The organism is Actinomycetota bacterium (genome assembly GCA_040757835.1).
Classification (GTDB): Bacteria; Actinomycetota; Geothermincolia; order Geothermincolales; family RBG-13-55-18; genus SURF-21.
Genome location: JBFLWJ010000017.1, coordinates 52,196 through 68,498 on the forward strand (window position 1 = coordinate 52,196; position 16,303 = coordinate 68,498).

At 61.5% G+C, this 16,303-nt stretch carries 14 protein-coding genes and 1 tRNA gene; 6 read left to right on the forward strand and 9 right to left on the reverse strand.

Features of this window, described 5'->3' with window-relative positions:
* Position 1 precedes the first annotated feature (1 nt).
* From AB1384_12655 to AB1384_12670, 4 genes are read right to left on the reverse strand one after another with little or no spacing between them, the layout of a single operon-like run.
* Positions 2–916, reverse strand: coding sequence for a thiamine pyrophosphate-dependent enzyme (locus tag AB1384_12655; GenBank protein MEW6555122.1), 915 nt, complete (start codon positions 914–916; stop codon positions 2–4).
* Entirely contained in the window at positions 913–2,088 is a 1,176-nt protein-coding gene (locus tag AB1384_12660; protein MEW6555123.1) for a transketolase C-terminal domain-containing protein, read from the reverse strand. The genes AB1384_12655 and AB1384_12660 overlap by 4 nt, the downstream gene beginning before the upstream one ends.
* 4 nt (positions 2,089–2,092) lie before the next feature.
* The gene (locus AB1384_12665) at positions 2,093–2,413 is read right to left on the reverse strand and encodes a 4Fe-4S dicluster-binding protein (protein MEW6555124.1); all 321 of its coding nucleotides are present in this window, start codon (positions 2,411–2,413) and stop codon (positions 2,093–2,095) included.
* Positions 2,413–2,958 carry a pyruvate ferredoxin oxidoreductase subunit gamma gene (locus AB1384_12670; protein MEW6555125.1) on the reverse strand — a complete coding sequence of 182 codons (546 nt, stop codon included), beginning with the start codon at positions 2,956–2,958 and terminating at the stop codon, positions 2,413–2,415. The genes AB1384_12665 and AB1384_12670 overlap by 1 nt, the downstream gene beginning before the upstream one ends.
* Positions 2,959–3,203: 245 nt before the next feature.
* Here AB1384_12670 and AB1384_12675 point away from each other — a divergent pair, with 245 nt between their 5' ends.
* The 3 genes from AB1384_12675 to AB1384_12685 all read left to right on the forward strand — a co-directional run bounded on the left by AB1384_12675 (position 3,204) and on the right by AB1384_12685 (position 6,560).
* A complete protein-coding gene (locus AB1384_12675; protein MEW6555126.1) occupies positions 3,204–4,256 on the forward strand; it encodes a hypothetical protein in 1,053 nt (350 codons plus the stop codon).
* Between the two features lie 128 nt (positions 4,257–4,384).
* Entirely contained in the window at positions 4,385–5,908 is a 1,524-nt protein-coding gene (locus AB1384_12680; protein ID MEW6555127.1) for a family 1 glycosylhydrolase, read from the forward strand.
* Positions 5,909–6,035: 127 nt separating this feature from the next.
* Positions 6,036–6,560 (forward strand): hypothetical protein, encoded by a 525-nt coding sequence (locus tag AB1384_12685; GenBank protein MEW6555128.1) that lies wholly within the window; start codon positions 6,036–6,038, stop codon positions 6,558–6,560.
* Positions 6,561–6,573: 13 nt separating this feature from the next.
* Here the strand turns inward: AB1384_12685 and carB are convergent, their stop codons facing one another.
* From carB to AB1384_12705, 4 genes are all read right to left on the reverse strand, one after another.
* Positions 6,574–9,834, reverse strand: a complete 3,261-nt coding sequence (carB, locus tag AB1384_12690) for a carbamoyl-phosphate synthase large subunit (GenBank protein ID MEW6555129.1) — start codon at positions 9,832–9,834, stop codon at positions 6,574–6,576.
* A complete protein-coding gene (carA, locus tag AB1384_12695) occupies positions 9,827–10,975 on the reverse strand; it encodes a glutamine-hydrolyzing carbamoyl-phosphate synthase small subunit (protein MEW6555130.1) in 1,149 nt (382 codons plus the stop codon). Before carA ends, carB begins: the two co-directional genes overlap by 8 nt.
* A 497-nt stretch (positions 10,976–11,472) precedes the next feature.
* On the reverse strand, positions 11,473–13,044 hold the full coding sequence (locus AB1384_12700; protein ID MEW6555131.1) for an FMN-binding glutamate synthase family protein: 1,572 nt from the start codon (positions 13,042–13,044) through the stop codon (positions 11,473–11,475).
* 333 nt (positions 13,045–13,377) lie between these two features.
* Positions 13,378–14,079 (reverse strand): GAF and ANTAR domain-containing protein, encoded by a 702-nt coding sequence (locus AB1384_12705; GenBank protein MEW6555132.1) that lies wholly within the window; start codon positions 14,077–14,079, stop codon positions 13,378–13,380.
* 306 nt (positions 14,080–14,385) lie between these two features.
* Between AB1384_12705 and AB1384_12710 the strand changes: the two genes are divergently transcribed.
* Positions 14,386–15,213, forward strand: a complete 828-nt coding sequence (locus tag AB1384_12710) for a 4Fe-4S binding protein (protein ID MEW6555133.1) — start codon at positions 14,386–14,388, stop codon at positions 15,211–15,213.
* 3 nt (positions 15,214–15,216) lie between these two features.
* On the opposite strand, the gene AB1384_12715 is transcribed toward AB1384_12710, so the two are convergent.
* Positions 15,217–15,666: a hypothetical protein gene (locus AB1384_12715; protein ID MEW6555134.1), complete on the reverse strand. Its 450-nt coding sequence runs from the start codon at positions 15,664–15,666 to the stop codon at positions 15,217–15,219.
* A gap of 267 nt (positions 15,667–15,933) precedes the next feature.
* Here AB1384_12715 and AB1384_12720 point away from each other — a divergent pair.
* Both AB1384_12720 and AB1384_12725 read left to right on the forward strand, forming a co-directional pair.
* Positions 15,934–16,009: transfer RNA gene (locus AB1384_12720), tRNA-Asn, on the forward strand.
* A gap of 106 nt (positions 16,010–16,115) precedes the next feature.
* A partial coding sequence (locus tag AB1384_12725) for a transposase (GenBank protein MEW6555135.1) occupies positions 16,116–16,303 on the forward strand: 188 nt, incomplete at its 3' end.

A 16,303-nucleotide genomic window follows, 5' to 3' on the forward strand; every position in this document is an offset into this window, starting at 1 on the left:
GTCAGGCGCCGGTGAGGGTGGCGGGTCCCGGCTCCAGGCGGGAGTTCTCCTCCGCCATCAGCCTTAACTCCTCCAGGATGGGTTCACCCCCTGGCTTGAAGAGATGGGCGAAGCGCTTCTGCGGGCGTAGGTAATCCTCCACCGGCCTGCGATCCTTGACCTTCTTCACCTTGGTGATCACGCCGTTCTCTATCTCGAAGAGCGGGAAGAGGAAGGTCTCGGTGGCCAGGCGGGCCATCTCCTGCGATAGATGAGATTCTATCCCCCACCCGGGGACGCAGGGCACCAGCAAGTGCAGGTACTTAGGCCCCTCTATCTCGAGGGCCTTCTGCACCTTGCGCATGAGGTCGCGCGGCTCGGCCGGGGTCGCGGTGGCCACGTAGGGAACGCCGTGGGCAACGGCGATGAGGGGCATGTTTTTCTTGCGCGTGACGTTGCCCCAAGTCTTACGCCCCGGCGGGCTGGTGGTGGTGCGCGCCCCCGGCGGCGTAAGACTGGAGCGCTGATACCCGGTGTTCATGTAGCCCTCGTTGTCGTAACAGACGTAGAGGATGTCGTGCCCACGCTCGAACATACCGCTGATGCACCCCATGCCGATGTCCGCCGTGCCTCCGTCGCCGGCCTGGGCGATGATATTCACGCCCTCGTAGCGCCCCATGGCCTTGAGGGTGACCTCCATGCCGGAAGCCACCGCCGCGGCGTTCTCGAAGAGGGAGTGGATCCAGGGGACCTCCCAGGAGGTCCGCGGGTAGGTCGTCGTATAGACCTCCAGGCACCCGGTGGCGTTGGCGATGATGGTGCGCGGACCGGCCGCCTTTATCACCAGCCGCGCGCCTATGGCCTGGCCGCAGCCCGCGCACCCGGTATGCCCCGGTTCCATGAGGTTGATGATGCGCCCCTCTTCCCTCTCCATCATCCCTCGTCTCCCTTGAGCAGTTCCTCCCTGAGTCCGCGGAACTCCACGCGGCAGGCGGGGTTCGCGGCCAGGTCCCGCGCCACCTGCTTTATCTCCTCGACGGTGATGTCCCTGCCGCCAAGGCCCATGATGAAACTGGATATCTCCGGCGAGTCCTCGCCGCAGAAGGCGGCGCGCAGCTCCGAGCAGAGCGTGCCCTCCAGGCCCAGCGAGATATCCTTCTCGATCACCCCCACCGTCTGGGTCTCCTTGACCGCATCGTGGATGGCGTCCTTGGGGAAGGGCCGGAAACAGCGCACCTTGATCAGGCCCACCTTGAGGCCCTCCTCCTCGCGCAGCTCGTCCACGGCCACGCGCATGGTGCCGAGGAGGGAGCCCATGGAGACCAGCACCACCTCCGCGCCTTCCATGCCATAGGAGTCGATGACGCCGGTGCCGCCGCGGCCGAAGGCCTCGCGGTACTCCTCGCAGACCCGCTTGATCACCTGGCGCGCCTCCATCATGTCCATGTGCACGTTGTAGCGCGTCTCCATGTAGGCGTCTGGGCCCACCATGGATCCCATGGTGAAGGGGTCGTCCGGGTCCAGCCTGTCGGCAGGCCGGTAAGGCGGCAGGAAGCGGTCGACCTCCTCCTGCCCGGGTATGTCCACCGGCTCCCATGTGTGGGTGAGCACGTAGCCGTCCATGCACACCATCACCGGGATCATCAGCTCCTCGGCGATCTTGAAGGCCTGGATGTGGGTGTCCACCGCCTCCTGGTTGTCCTCCACGAATAGCTGGATCCAGCCGGAATCGCGGATGGACACCGCGTCCTGCTGGTCGTTCCAGATGTTGATGGGCGCGGAGACGGCGCGGTTGGCGCAGGTCATCACCACCGGCAGGCGCAGCCCCGCGATGTTGAAGATCACCTCCACCATGAGCAGCAGCCCCTGCGAGCTGGTGGCGGTGTAGGTGCGGCCCCCCACGGCGCTGCCGCCGAGGACGATGGAGGCGGCTCCGAACTCGCTCTCCGCCAGCACGTAGCCGGCGTCGAGGCGGCCGTCCGCCACCATGCGCGACAGCTCCTCCACGATGTGGGTCTGGGGCGTGATTGGGTAGGCGCAGACCATGTCCGGGCGGCACAAGCGCACCGCCTCGGCCACCGCCACGGAGCCCTCGAGTATCGTCTTCACGCCATCACTTCCCTTTCCCTTGCTGCCCTTCCCTGCCGTCTTTCAGCATCGCCTCGGGAATCTCGCATCCTTCCTCGAGCACCATGTCGATATCGTCCACCGGGCATTCGTGGGCGCAGATACCACAACCCTTGCAGTAGTCCAGGTTGACGTCGAACTTCTTCTTCTCTATCTGGTAGACGGTGCCCTCGGGACATCCCAGGAAGCATCTCTGGCATCCGATGCAGTCCTTCTGCTTGTATACCGGGTGTTTGCCGCGCCAGGCCCTGGTCTGGTTCTCCAGGCTGGTGCCCGGCCTGCCCCTCCTGCCTACGAAGACGCGCATCAGCCGCACTCCCCTATACGTTCGCATGCCACCCTGGTGGCCTCTGCCTCTTTCTCCCCCAGCTCACCGGGAAAGCGCTCTCGGATAGCATCGGTAACCGCTTCCAATCGGACCAATCCCGTGGCGCAAGCGAACGCCCCCACCATGACCACGTTGAAGAAAGGCTGCCCGATGACCTCGTATGCTACCTGCAGCGCTGGAACGGTATAGATCTTGAAGCCGGCCGCTATGGGCAGCTCCTCGCCGGGCCGGTTGGTGTTGACCAGCACGGCGCCGCCCGGCTTCAAGCCCTCCATGACGTCCCCGGAATATAGCAGGCCCGGGTCCTGGACGATGAGGTAATCCGGCTCGTATACCTGCTGCCGCAGACTGATGGGTTTGTCGCTGATACGCACGAAGGCGACCACCGGAGCCCCCTGTCTCTCGGCTCCGAAACTGGGAAACGCCTGGGAGCACTTGCCGTCGGCGAAAGCGGCCTGGGCCAGCAACTCGGCGGCGGTGACGTTCCCCATGCCGCCACGGCCATGTACGCGTATTTCCTTCATCGTCCCTCCCTTCACAAAGAGAATTCCCCAGCGGCCCTCCTGATAAACTCCAGCGATTCCAGCGCGGAGAAGCACGTGGCCATCTCCCCCGGAGCGGGGACAGGACGTTTCGCCCTCACGCCCGCGGGGTACTAAGTTAATAAGTCGCATTTGCCGATGATAATCGCATGTCTCTCCGTTTTGACGAGGCTGGAGCAGCACGCCGGGGGGACCGAGACCTATTGCGAAAAACGCGGGAGGGAGAGATGAAGAAGATAATGGTTTGCGCGGATTGCGGGGTACCCATTGAGATCTCGCGGGGATCCAGATGGGAGGACAACGGCACCATCGACGCACTCAGGACCCCCGGTCAGAGGAGCCTCCTGTATGAAGTGGAAGGCATCGATGGCCTCTTCAGAAACATCGAGAAGCTGGTGGGACAATCCGTTAACCGCGTCGTCGCCGAGGGCAAGAGAAAGAACAGCCTGGAGTTCCTGGAAAGTTATTTCTCCGGCATTACCGGCCTTCTTGCCAGGACGGTGGGGCGGCGCCGCGTCTACAACACCATCGCCAGCCTGGGCGCCACGTTCGGCTATGGACATTTCGAGATCCGGGACATAAGGCGTGGCGAATACGTCATCGTCTTCGCCCGCAACGTGTACAGCATGCCCCTGCTCACCGGCGACCTCGTCGCGACCTTCAACGTGACCGAAAGGCTCCCCGCGAATGTCAGCATCGAGGAAGAGAGCGATGGGTACCTGATCAGGATCGAGCGGGGCAACGAGCTGGAGGAAGAGCTTACCTCCCGCCTTGAAGCCGAGATCCTCGTTCCCAAGCCTGGCGACATCGCCTTCGACACCTGCCCGTCCTGCGGTGCTCCCATCGACCTCAAGCAATGGCGTTTCGATACCGAAGAGGGCGTCATAACGGACACCGTCACCGGAAGGCGCATGGCCTCCATGGGTATCGAACAGATAGACGCGGTATTGAGAGAGTTGGAAGCGGAGTTGGGCAAGGAGTTCGCCGAGATAATCCTGCGGGCCCAACGGGATTATGTGTTGAACAACCTGGGGAAAGAAGAGATGGCGCAGGGCCGCTCATACGTACGCCATTTCTTCGCGCTGAGAGGAATGGGCAACCTGGTCGAGTACGAGATCGACGACGGCAGGCTCCAGGCCAGGGTGGAGAACGCCCGCCCGCCCCTGCTGGTGGCTGGAATCCTCTATGGCGTTTTTGAACTGCTAACCGGCAGGGAGAGTAGCATCGATTATAATCTGCATGATGATGGTAGCCTGGATATCCGCGTAGTGGCTGTCTAGGGAAGTCCCCCCTCACCCGCGACCAGTGATTGGTCCGGATATAGCCATGCCGCTGACGGACACGCCGGTTTATCCTACGCCTGGAAGCTATAATGAGACAGTAATCGATTTCCGCCTGGAGGGGTGCCATGGAAAAGCAGGACACTTGCGCGCTGCCCCCCGACTTCCTCTTCGGGGTGAGCAACGCCGCTTACCAGGTTGAAGGGGGATACAACCGCGCCGGCGGGCCTTTCAACAACTGGGCGGAATGGGAGAGGGAGGGCAAGGTCGAGGACCCTGGCGAGACCTGCCGCTTCTGGGAAAGGTACCGCGAACACGTGGACCTGGCCGCCTCCCTGGGGTTGAACGCCTTCCGCCTGAGCCTGGAATGGGCGCGTCTGCAGCCCTCCACTTTCACCGGCAAGTCCTCACCTCCACCCTGGGACGAGGACGCCGCGGACCGCTACGCGGATATCGTGGGCACGGTCATCGACGCGGGGATGGAGCCGGTGGTCACCCTGCACCATTTCACCCACCCCGCCTGGTGCGGCGCGGACCTGTGGCTCGACGATTCGTCCCCCGACCTCTTCGCCGCCTTCGCGGCACGCGCCGCGAGGAGCGTAAACGGGCGGCTCATAGACGCCGGCAAGAGGCCCATCCGCATCTGGGTGACCATAAACGAGCCCAATCTCCTGGGATTACTCACCTACGTCACCGGAGAGCACCCCCACGGCAAGTCGGGTATCCGAGCCGCCCGGCACGCCTCCGAGAACCTGACCATCGCCCACGTGCGCGCCTACAATGCGCTCCACGACGTCTACGAGGAGATGGGCTGGGGCGCTCCCCGGGTGAGCTTCAACAACTACTGCATGTGTTTCTATGTCCTGGACAAGGCCGGGTTCGACCTCGTGCGCGCGCCCTCACTCGGAGTAACCAGGGCCGGCCTGGAGACGCACATGAGGACAAAAAGACAGGCCTGGGACCGCAGGTTCAGCCGCCTGGCGGAGGAGAGGTGGGGGCGCAGGTCTTTCCAGACCCTTTACTACCTCTTCATCAACAAGTTCTACGGCAGGCTGGCAGATCCGCTCCGCTCCGCGCGGGCCATCGATGCCATCTACGCTTCTCCTCGCACCACGCTCGTCGATTACCTGGGCCTGGACATATACGACCCCTTCTCCCCCGCCATGGCCCCCAAGCTGCCCACGCCGCGCCGCCTGAGGGAGCGAGAGCCGCTGCTGCACACCCCCCTGTGGGAAAACCGTTACGACCCCCACGAGTTCGGGGAGGTGATCCGCGGCTACGCGGAGGGCGCGGGGCAGCTCCCCATCTACGTGCTGGAGAGCGGCATGTGCCACCGCCAACCCAGAGATGGCGCGGCGGTTTCACGCAAGGACGGCCTCACCCGCGACACCTTCCTCAAGAACATGCTGGGCGAGGTCCTGAGATGCGTCCAAGAGGGCGTTCCCGTCCAGTCTTACTCGTTCTGGTCGCTCACTGACAACTACGAATGGGGGAGCTTCGAGCCCCGTTTCGGCCTGTACGAATACGACTTCTCGCGCGGCGAGGTAAGGGAGACGGACGGGCAGGGTATCGCAGCCGCGAAGACCTATGCGGGCATCATCGGCGCGCTGCGCTCCGGGGACGCCGAGCGCATCGCCTCCGCTCTCGCCTGAGGCAGCGCGGGGGAGGATGATGGGGCGCGAAAGTAGTATAATTCTGTAAGGACGAGATTTATTTCAGGGCGGAAAAGGGACACAAAAACAGGCCCACACTCCGCGGCCGGAAGCGGGAGGTTGGGTTTTGTTCACCTCGAGGACTTTCTTGATCTTCATGATCCCGCTGGTCATCTTCGGCCTGTTCCTATGGTTCATCACCAGCCTGGATCTGGACCGCAGCAACGTCAAGGTCGGAGGGGCACTGGTCGGTGCGGATGATATGGAGATCTCGGTTCTCTCTTCCCGCCTCGAAGAGAGCAATGGGGCCAGAAGACTCATCGTGGAAATGGAGGGCAGGAATACCTCACCGGCCAACCTCGACCTCAACCCCAAGGGGTTCAAGCTGGTGTTGGCGAGCAATGAAGATCCCGCCAATCCGACAGCGCGGCAGAGCATCTATAACCCCATGAATTACAGCTCCGTCTGCGAACAGGCCCCGGCCAGCGTATCCAGCATTCCCCCGAATGCAGTCCGTTCCATGACCCTGGTCTTTTGGGGGGAGAACCTCCCGCGGGGAGACGAGTGGGATGACTACCACCTCAGCCTGGAATATTACGATGTGCCCAGCCATATCATGATCAGCCGGCTCATCAACCCCACGGAGGAATGACGGGACTAGTGCACTAGGCGTGCCAGTCCTGCAGCGGCTTTACCTCCATGCCCCTCTCGATGAGTGATTCCATGCCGTGCAGGGCGGCGCGGGCGGCGCTCATGGTGGTGATGAGCGGGATGTTGTAGAGGACGGCGTAGCTGCGGATGGACCACTGGTCGGCACGCTGCCTCTTTCCCGACGGGGTGTTGATGATCAACTGCATCTCGCGGTTCTTCATGAAGTCCACGACGTGGGGCCGCCCCTCGTGCATCTTGTTCAGCACCTCTACCTCCACGCCGTTGCGGCGCAACACCTCGGCGGTCCCCCGCGTGGCGAGGATATTGAACCCCAGCTCCGCCAGGCGGCGCGAGATGTGCACGATGTCCCGCTTGTCGCTGTCCTTGACGCTCACGAAGATGTTGCCCTCGCGGGGCAGCAGGGACCCCGCCGCTATCTGGCTCTTGGCGTAGGCCATGCCCAGGTCGCGGTCTATCCCCATGACCTCACCGGTGGAACGCATCTCCGGGCCCAGGATGGTGTCCACCCCGGAGAAGCGGTTGAACGGCAGCACCGCCTCCTTGACCGCGATGTGGTCTATATCCACCTCGCGGGTGATGCCCAGCTCGCGCAGGGTCTTCCCGATCATCAGCTTGGTCGCCACCTTGGCCCAGGAGACGCCGGTGGCCTTGGAGACGAAGGGCACGGTGCGCGAGGCGCGGGGATTGACCTCCAGCACGTAGAGGCGCTCGTCCTTCACCGCGTACTGCACGTTCATCAGCCCCACCACGCCCAGTTCCCTGGCCAGGGCGTAAGTGGCATCTTTGATCTCGTCGACCATGGCCTCGCCCAGGGAGAAGGGCGGGATGGCGCAGGCGGAATCGCCGGAGTGCACCCCCGCCTCCTCGATGTGCTCCATGACCCCAGCCACCACCACGTCGCGGCCGTCGCAGACCGCGTCCACGTCGATCTCCACCGCCTCCTCGAGGAACTTGTCGATGAGCACGGGGTGGTCAGGCGAGACCTCGGTGGCGCCGCGCATGAACTCCTCCAGGGACTGGTCGTCGTAGACGATCTCCATGCCGCGGCCCCCCAGCACGTATGAGGGGCGCACCACCGCGGGGTAGCCGATGCGGCGGGCCACCTGCAGCGCCTCCTCGAAGGACCTGGCGGTGCCGTTCTCGGGCTGGCGCAGGCCAAGTTTGTGCAGCAACTCCTTGAAGCGGTCGCGGTCCTCGGCGCGGTCGATGGAGTCGGGGCTGGTGCCGATGATGGGTGCGCCCGCGCGCATGAGGGGGACGGCCAGGTTCAGGGGCGTCTGCCCCCCGAACTGCACGATGATGCCCTCGGGCTGCTCCCGCTCCACTATCTCCAGCACGTCCTCCAGGGTCAGGGGCTCGAAGTAGAGGCGGTCCGAGGTGTCGTAGTCCGTGGAGACCGTCTCGGGGTTGTTATTTACCATGATCGACTCGTAGCCCTCCTCGCGCAGGGCGAAGGAGGCGTGCACGCAGCAGTAGTCGAACTCGATCCCCTGCCCGATGCGGTTGGGCCCGCCTCCGAGGATCATCACCTTAGGCTTGGTTGCGGAGGCGTGGGACCCGGCCAGGGGCTCCTCCTCCTGTTCGTAACAGGAGTAGTAATAGGGGGTGTAGGCCTCGAACTCAGCCGCACAGGTGTCCACCAGCTTATACGCGGGGCGGATGGAGGAGCGTGCGCGCCTCTCCCTCACCGCCGCTTCACTGCTGCCGGTGAGCATGCCCAGTTGCAGGTCCGAGAACCCGAAGGACTTGGCGCGGAATAGCCCGGCGTCGTCCAGCTCCTCCAGGGCGCAGCCGCTTAGGCTTTCCTCCATCTCCACGATCTCCCGCATGTTGTTAAGGAACCAGGGGTCGATGTGGGATATCTCGTACATCTCCCGCACGCTCATCCCCAGCTTGAAACCGTAGCGCAGATAATAAAGGCGCTCGGCGTTGGGAGTGGTGAGCTTCTCCCTCACCTCTCCAAGCGCTTCCTCGCGCTCTTGCTGTACCGCCACAGCCCCGGGGTCCATCATCTCCTTGCGGTCGCTGCCCAGGCCGAAGCGCCCGATCTCCAGGGAGCGTATCCCCTTCTGCAGGGCCTCCTTGAAGGTGCGCCCGATGGACATGACCTCCCCCACCGATTTCATGGAGATGCCCAGGGCGGGGTCGGCGCCGGGGAACTTCTCGAAGGTGAAGCGCGGGATCTTCACCACGCAGTAGTCGATGGTGGGCTCGAAAGACGCCGGGGTCTCGCGGGTTATGTCGTTGGGTATCTCGTCCAGGGTGTAGCCCACGGCCAGCTTGGCGGCGATCTTGGCGATGGGGAAGCCGGTAGCCTTTGAGGCCAGGGCGCTGGAGCGCGAGACACGGGGGTTCATCTCGATGACCACCATGCGCCCGTCGCGCGGGTCCAGCGCGAACTGGATATTGGACCCACCGGTCTCCACCCCGATCTCGCGGATGATGGCGATGGAGGCGTCGCGCATGAGCTGGTACTCCCGGTCGGTCAGGGTCTGGGCGGGAGCTACGGTGATGGAGTCCCCGGTATGGATGCCCATGGCGTCGAAGTTCTCGATGGAGCAGATGATGACCACGTTGTCCTTTAGGTCCCGCATCACCTCGAGCTCGTATTCCTTCCAGCCGATCACCGATTCCTCGACGAGGATCTCGTCGATCATGGAGGCCTCGATGCCTGAAGCCGCGATGCGCTCGAACTCCTCCATGTTGAAGGCCACCCCGCCCCCGGTTCCCCCCAGGGTGAAGGCGGGCCGGATTATCAAGGGGAGGCCCAGTTCCGCCGCCACCTCGCGGGCCTCCTCCATGGTGTGCGCCAGACCGGAGCGCGGCAGGTCAAGCCCGATGGAGGCCATGGCATCGCGGAAGAGCTCGCGGTCCTCCGCCTTGCGGATGGAGTTGTAGTTGGCCCCGATCATCTCCACCCCGTACTCTTCCAGCGCCCCCATCTCGGCTACCTTGACCGCGGTGTTGAGGCCGGTCTGTCCGCCCAGGGTGGGCAGGAGGGCGTCGGGCCGCTCCCTGGCGATGATCCGCGCCACCACCTCCGGGGTAATGGGCTCGATATAGGTGCGGTCGGCCATCTCCGGGTCGGTCATGATGGTGGCGGGGTTGGAGTTCACCAGCACCACCTCGAACCCCTCTTCCCGCAAGGCCTTGCAGGCCTGAGTGCCGGAATAGTCGAACTCGCAGGCCTGGGAGATGATGATGGGCCCGGACCCGATGATGAGGATCTTGCGCAGGTCGGTGCGTTTAGGCACGGGCCTCACCCCGTCCGGCGCGCATGTCGCGGATGAAATCCCCGAAGAGGTAGACGGCATCGTGTGGGCCGGGCGAGTCCTCGGGGTGGAACTGCACCGAGTAGGCGGGATAGCGCTTGTGGCGGAACCCCTCCAGGGTCTCGTCGTTGAGGTTGATGAAGGTGGGCTCCGTCTCGCCCGCAATGGCCTCCAGGTCCACACAGAAGCCGTGGTTCTGGGCGGTGATGAGGATGTTGCCGCGGCGCAGGTCCTTCACGGGCTGGTTGGCGCCGCGATGCCCGAATTTAAGCTTGAAGGTGCGCCCGCCCAGGGCGAGGCCGAGTATCTGGTGGCCCAGGCAGATCCCGAAGATAGGTTTGACGCCCACCAGCTTGGCCAGCTCGTCGATGAGGTAGGTCACCGCTGCCGGGTCCCCGGGACCATTGGAGAGGAAGATGCCGTCGGGCCCCATCTGCAGCACCTTGGAGGCGGTGATATCCGCCGGTACCACGATGACCTCGCAGCCCAGGTGGGCGAGGATGCGCAGGATGTTCTGCTTGATACCGCAGTCGTAGGCCACCACCCGCAAGGGGCGCTCCCCGCCGCCGGAGACGTCGGGCAGGACCCCCCTGCCCATGGGCGGTATGCGGGAGTCCTCCCAGCGGTAGGGTTCCGAGCAAGCCACCTCTGCCACCAGGTCGACGCCCACGTAGCCGGGAGCTTCGTCCAGCTTGCGTCTGAGGGAAGCGAGGTCCGTGTCCTCAGTGGATATGATGCACATCTTGGCGCCCAGGGACCTTATGTGTCGGGTCACTGCACGCGTGTCCACCCCCTCGATGCCCACGATGCCGTGTTCAGCCAGGTACTCGTCCAGGGAGTGGGTGGCCCGCCAGTTGGAGGGGTAGCGGCAGCACTCCCGCACGATGAAGCCCTCCACGTGGGGGCGGGGGGATTCCAGGTCCTCGGCGTTGACGCCGTAGTTCCCGATGAGGGGGTAGGTCATGGTTACGATCTGGCCCTTGTAGGAGGGGTCGGTGAGGATCTCCTGGTACCCGGTCATGCTGGTATTGAAGACCAACTCCCCCGGCCGCGTCCCCCGGGCTCCGAAGGGCGTGCCGGTAAAATATTTCCCGTCCTCGAGCAGGATGACCGCTTTTTCCATGCTTTAATCGCTCTCCCGTCCTGGAATCTCCGCTCTATTATATGGACTGCCCCCGACACATGGAAGAACGATGGAGACCTGACCCCCCGAGTTCATTTAAGATAGTGTAATAGCGGATCGGTTCATCAGGGTACTCTTTATAGCCTTCGCGGGCCTGTTGTTGCTTTCACCCTTTCAACTCGAAGCCTTGGCGCGGGGACCAGAAAGCGGCGGGTTCCGGCAGGGTTCGGGCGAGGTGTACGTGCAGGCCGGGGAGTGGCCTTCCATCCATCACGACGCCGCAGCCTCGCGGACGGCGCCTCATCGCGCCCATCTTCTGGGGCGGTGAGATGGGCAACTCCATGGTGACCTGGAGGGGCTTCGGCCTGCACTGCTACGAGGACACAGCCGAAGAGGAAGAGTCTCTCGGGGTTTCTGCCAAGTTGATATGCATCAAGGCCGGGTGAAACAACGAGGCCGGGAGAATAATCCCGGCCTCTCTCGCTATAATGCCCCTGTCAACCGAGGATCTTGTCTACTTCGTCTTTGTCGAGGTCCATCACATAAGGGATACCGGTGATCTCCGCGCACTCCTTGGTTAGAGAGCATAAATCGTCGCGGCTGAGATATTCCAGGGCGAACTTGCGCGTGCCACACATCAGCTGCCGTATACCCTGGGCAAGACGTTTGTAGTAAGTGTAGATGCCGATAGCCGAAGTCGGGATGTCTTTGAAACGGCCACCGTACCGCTCCTTCAACTCGGGTACCGCCACAAAGATCTCCTCCACGCTGTTGCCGAACGTGGAGATGGCCTTGGGGAGGTTCTCCTCTCCGATGAGCTTGCCGATGGTCTTTCCCACCATGGCAGCCGCTATGGGTGAGCGGGCCATGCCGATGAGCTTAAAGTAGGGGGCGCCCAAGGCCAAGGCCTTGACGATATGATCCTCGAGGGTAAATCCTCCCGCGATGGCGATGTCTGGGACGTACTCTCCCTTATCCGCCAGACGTTTGGCATACTCATAGGTCATGGCGGCGAGGTGGATGGTCGGGATGCCCCACTCGTTCATCATCCTCCATGGGCTCATGCCGGTACCGCCTCCCGCTCCATCCACGGTGAGAAGGTCGATCTTGGCTATAGATGAGAACTTGACCGCCCTTGCGAGGTCGGCTGGACGGTAGGCGCCGGTCTTCAGGAAGACGTGCTTCGCACCAGCATCACGCAGCTCCTTCACTCGGCTGACAAACGCCTCTTCTTCCACAAAACCGATTCGCGAATGGCGCTCGAACTCACTAAACGTCTTATAGAAGTTCTCCGTTGAAGAGGACGCTTCCGGGTCGGGAAGCACTATATAGCCTCTCTCCTTCAGCATCTGTGCTTTTTCGAGAGAACGTATCTTTACCTCACCGCCGATATCCTTCGCGCCCTGGCCCCACTTGAGCTCCACGATCTCCACACCGAGCTTGTCCAGGGCGTATTCCAGCACCCCAAGGCGTGTGTCCTCGACATTGGACTGCACCACGACTGCACCGTACCCGTCGTACCATTCCTGAAAGAGCTTGACCCTGCGGGTGAGATCGGGAGAATCGATAACCCTCCCATTCTCGATGACCGACTTCTCGTCCATTCCGCAGACATTCTCTCCAATAGTTAATATCGTACCGGAAATGGCCGAGCCGATGGCCAGCCCTTCCCAGTTGTTCTTGGCTACGTCAGTGGATCCCAGGCCCGGGATCACAAAGGGAAGGCGGAGTTTCAGCCCTTTATCGACGCCTATAGCCAGTTCCAGGTCTACTGCCGGGAAGGTGGCAACATCCGGGTCAGGTTCCAAGCCCACTGCTCCCACCGCTGTGCCCAGGATATTCAAGTGAGAGAAATCAACCGGGTAATCCTTCTGGGAAGCAGACGTGCTTCCTCCGTATGGCTGTGGATAGAGTACTTCGGCTCCCCGGTATGCCGACTTCCCGATCTCACAGAGTCCCGTACATCCTTCGACACAGGTTACACACATACCGCTGAAAGGGCAGTAATCCTTCCCCGTACGAAGGCGCGTCAGGGTCGCTTCGCTTGAGTTCGGCTTGCTCAAACTCATAATATTCCCTCCTTATTTCTGTCCCCCGTTCATTCCAATAAAAAACGCCCGACTCCGCAGAGCCGGACGACGATGTCCAAAGGCAGACACGCCATTGTGTCTTGCTTCCAATGCCTAAAAATCATAACATAACCCGATATTGTGTCAAGCTGGAGCCAATGCCATTAGATGGCCATTAGATACGAAAGTTGCCTGGTCATTGACTTTCCCTGCAAGTTATCGAAGCAACACCGATGGTGTTACCCCCGGGAAAGGATGGAGGTCTGTATTCATTCCTTCCCTGCAAGTTATCGAAGCAACACCGATGGTGTTAGGATATAGTCTGCGATGGGTTCAGTCCTCGCCGATGTCAGCAAGGATGATGGCTTCCGCGATCTCGCGCATGCTTTTGCGGGTGTTCATGGATTTACGCTGTATCATCCGGTAAGCTTCATTCCCAGAGATATCCTGATTGCGGGCGATGACGTCCTTCGCTCTCTCCACCAGCTTGCGTGTCTCCAGCTCTTCCTGGACTATACGCGTTTTCACCAGCAGCTCGGTGTTCTCGATGGCTACTGCGGCCTGGTTGGCGACCGCGATGAGCAGGCTCACGTCATCTGGAGTGAACTCACGGGGGCTGGATGTGTAGCAGTTGAGCACCCCGATAACCCTTCCCTTAACGGACATGGGGACGCTGAGGAGCGAGCACAGGCCTTCCTTCTCGGCGACATCCTTGTTGACATAACGGGAGTCCGATTTGACGTCCCAGACCTGGATGGGCTGATTGCTCTGGGCGACCAAGCCCGCGATACCCTCTCCCAACCTAACCGAAGGCTTGTTCAGATATGCCTCGCTCACCGCCTGGGTGGCACGGATCTCGAGGCTGTCCCCCCCGTCGTTCAGGAGCAGGAGTGAACAGATATTGGAATCCATCACTTCCGCCGTGACCAGCACGATGAGCTTGAGAATGTCCCCGAGGTAAAGGTCGGAGACTATTGCTTTGCTTACTTCCTCGAGAGCTTCGATCTTCTTCTTATTCTGTGTCTTCTCGGGCATCGTTCCTCACACGTTCGGGATTGAGCGGCTCCCGGTCGTTCGTTTCCCCTTGGCAATATCCCGTAGATAGATCCAGGCCGATCTGCCTGCACTGCCTCCCTCTCTCACAAAGGTAATTCTAACCCAGCCACATCGGGGTGAAAAGTTGAGCGCTTAACCCTCGCGGTCCGGGGGCAGCAACCGCTTGGGACGTGGCTTCTCTTCATCCACATCATGCGGGATTTTCGGGGGGTAGTCCGAACCCTTTGATATGGTTAGAATTATCTTGCCTGGTTTGCAAGGCTAGCAGGGAAAAGGGGGATCATCTTGAGAAAGAACCTGATCAAGCGCAATTGGCGCACCTTCATGGCGGCTGCCCTTATCTGGCAGCCGGTTACCGACCTCTGGGCCAAGACCACCGCCTGGCCGGTGATCGGCAGGCTGACCGGGTGGATCGTCAACAGGGACCACTACGATGTGACCTTCATCCCCATCAACGAGGGGCTTGCCGCGGACGGCTCAACCGTTCTACCCAAGCAGGTGGTTGAGGAGATGATCCGCCGTTCCTGCCACCGCGTCATCCTGCCCATCTGCCTGTGCAGGATGGGGTGCCGCTGCCAGGACTACCCCATGGAGATAGGGTGCATCTTCCTGGGCGAGGGGGCCAGGCAGATAGACCCGAGTATCGGCAGGGCGGTCTCAGTCGAGGAAGCCCTGGAGCACTTGGAACGCTCCATCGCGGCAGGGCTCGTCCCCCAGATCGGCCGCGTGGACCCCGACCCCTTATGGCTGGGAGTGAGGATGAAGGACTGGGACCACTTCCTGACCCTCTGCTTCTGCTGTACCTGCTGTTGCATCGCCATGCGCAACCAGCTCTCCTGGTACCAGGACATGCGGGACCGCATGCACCGCCTGGAAGGCTTGAGCATCGAGATCAGCGACGACTGCGACGGCTGCGGTAAGTGCGCCAAACGATGCTTCGCGCAGGCCATCACCATCGAGGACAGGAAAGCGCGCATCGGCGAGGCCTGTAAGGGCTGCGGGTTGTGCGTGGAGGTCTGCCCCAGGGACGCCATCAGTATAAGCGTAATCGACGGGGAAAGGATGTTGAGCGAGGCTTTCCGGCGTATCGAGAGCTACGCCGATATCACCTGAGCCTCAACCCGTGCTGGAACTGAGCTGGCCGATCCAGGAGGGAAGCGATATCTTCTTCGTCATCTGCTGCTTCTTTCGTTCGAGCGATACTACGTCCGCCGCCTCTTTCTCCTTCTTTATCAGCACGGCATTGGCGCAGATCTTGATGGGGGTATCCAGGTTCCCGGCATAGACCATCATATCTTCCCAACCCTCTGGGTCCGCGCCCATCTCGTTGAAGATCTCCTCCAGGGCGGACACGATGTTGGGGATAAGGGGGCAGAACTTCTGCTCGAAGTATACGCTCTGCTGCTCATTGAGGGTACAAAGTGGCGTGTCCAGAAAGGCGACCACGGAGTTGGGGACGTCAACCCCCCTCTGCTGCAGTTTACCGGTAAGCCGGCGGGTGAAGAAACTCGTCTTCGTCGCGAGGTTTGCCGTTTGCTCCTCGCCTCTCTCCATGTAACCTTCCATCTCTCTGCCTCCCCTCGCTTGCGAGCACCTCATCAACACCGCCCACTAACTTCTCATCGGCACCTGCCATACACTTCTTGAGCCCATTGTCTATGCTTGAACAGCTTTGTCTGATTCAACGGGAAGCCCCTTTTGATCGATTCCGCTCTCTCCATATCATCGATCCAGCGCATCGCTTGTACCCTGCAGCGTGGTATCATATAATCTGGAATCGTGCGCGAGTTGACAAAATAAAATAGCAGGTAGAGTTGAGTTTAAAGAGTTCTTTCCCCGGTAGCTCAACCGGTAGAGCGGATGGCTGTTAACCATTAGGTTGGGGGTTCGAGTCCCTCCCGGGGAGCCAGCTAGTACGAACGGAGGCGAGAGCCTCCGTTTTCCTTTTATTCATGCGGTTTTTCTTCGGTTCTAACCTTAGGTAGTCTGCCTCGATCTCGGGATAAGCTTCTCCAATGGGCTTTAACCAAGGATTGGCTTCAATACTGAGTTTCCCATCCATTAATATCGGCTTCAACCTGCTGAGAGAGATGATGAGATTGATGGCGGGCATGCTCATGGATGCAGAGGTGTCTTCCATCTGCGGGGCGGAGTACCGGGAGAGATCGGAGGAGCGCACGAACTCGAGGAACGGCCACCGCCA

Bases quoted from the DNA above. Each gene is read 5' to 3' on its own strand.
- AB1384_12655 (MEW6555122.1), bottom strand. From the start codon at position 916: ATGATGGAGAGGGAAGAGGGGCGCATCATCAACCTCATGGAACCGGGG.
- AB1384_12665 (MEW6555124.1), bottom strand. From the start codon at position 2,413: ATGCGCGTCTTCGTAGGCAGGAGGGGCAGGCCGGGCACCAGCCTGGAG.
- AB1384_12670 (MEW6555125.1), bottom strand. From the start codon at position 2,958: ATGAAGGAAATACGCGTACATGGCCGTGGCGGCATGGGGAACGTCACC.
- AB1384_12675 (MEW6555126.1), top strand. From the start codon at position 3,204: ATGAAGAAGATAATGGTTTGCGCGGATTGCGGGGTACCCATTGAGATC.
- AB1384_12680 (MEW6555127.1), top strand. From the start codon at position 4,385: ATGGAAAAGCAGGACACTTGCGCGCTGCCCCCCGACTTCCTCTTCGGG.
- carA (MEW6555130.1), bottom strand. From the start codon at position 10,975: ATGGAAAAAGCGGTCATCCTGCTCGAGGACGGGAAATATTTTACCGGC.
- AB1384_12700 (MEW6555131.1), bottom strand. From the start codon at position 13,044: ATGAGTTTGAGCAAGCCGAACTCAAGCGAAGCGACCCTGACGCGCCTT.
- AB1384_12705 (MEW6555132.1), bottom strand. From the start codon at position 14,079: ATGCCCGAGAAGACACAGAATAAGAAGAAGATCGAAGCTCTCGAGGAA.
- AB1384_12715 (MEW6555134.1), bottom strand. From the start codon at position 15,666: ATGGAAGGTTACATGGAGAGAGGCGAGGAGCAAACGGCAAACCTCGCG.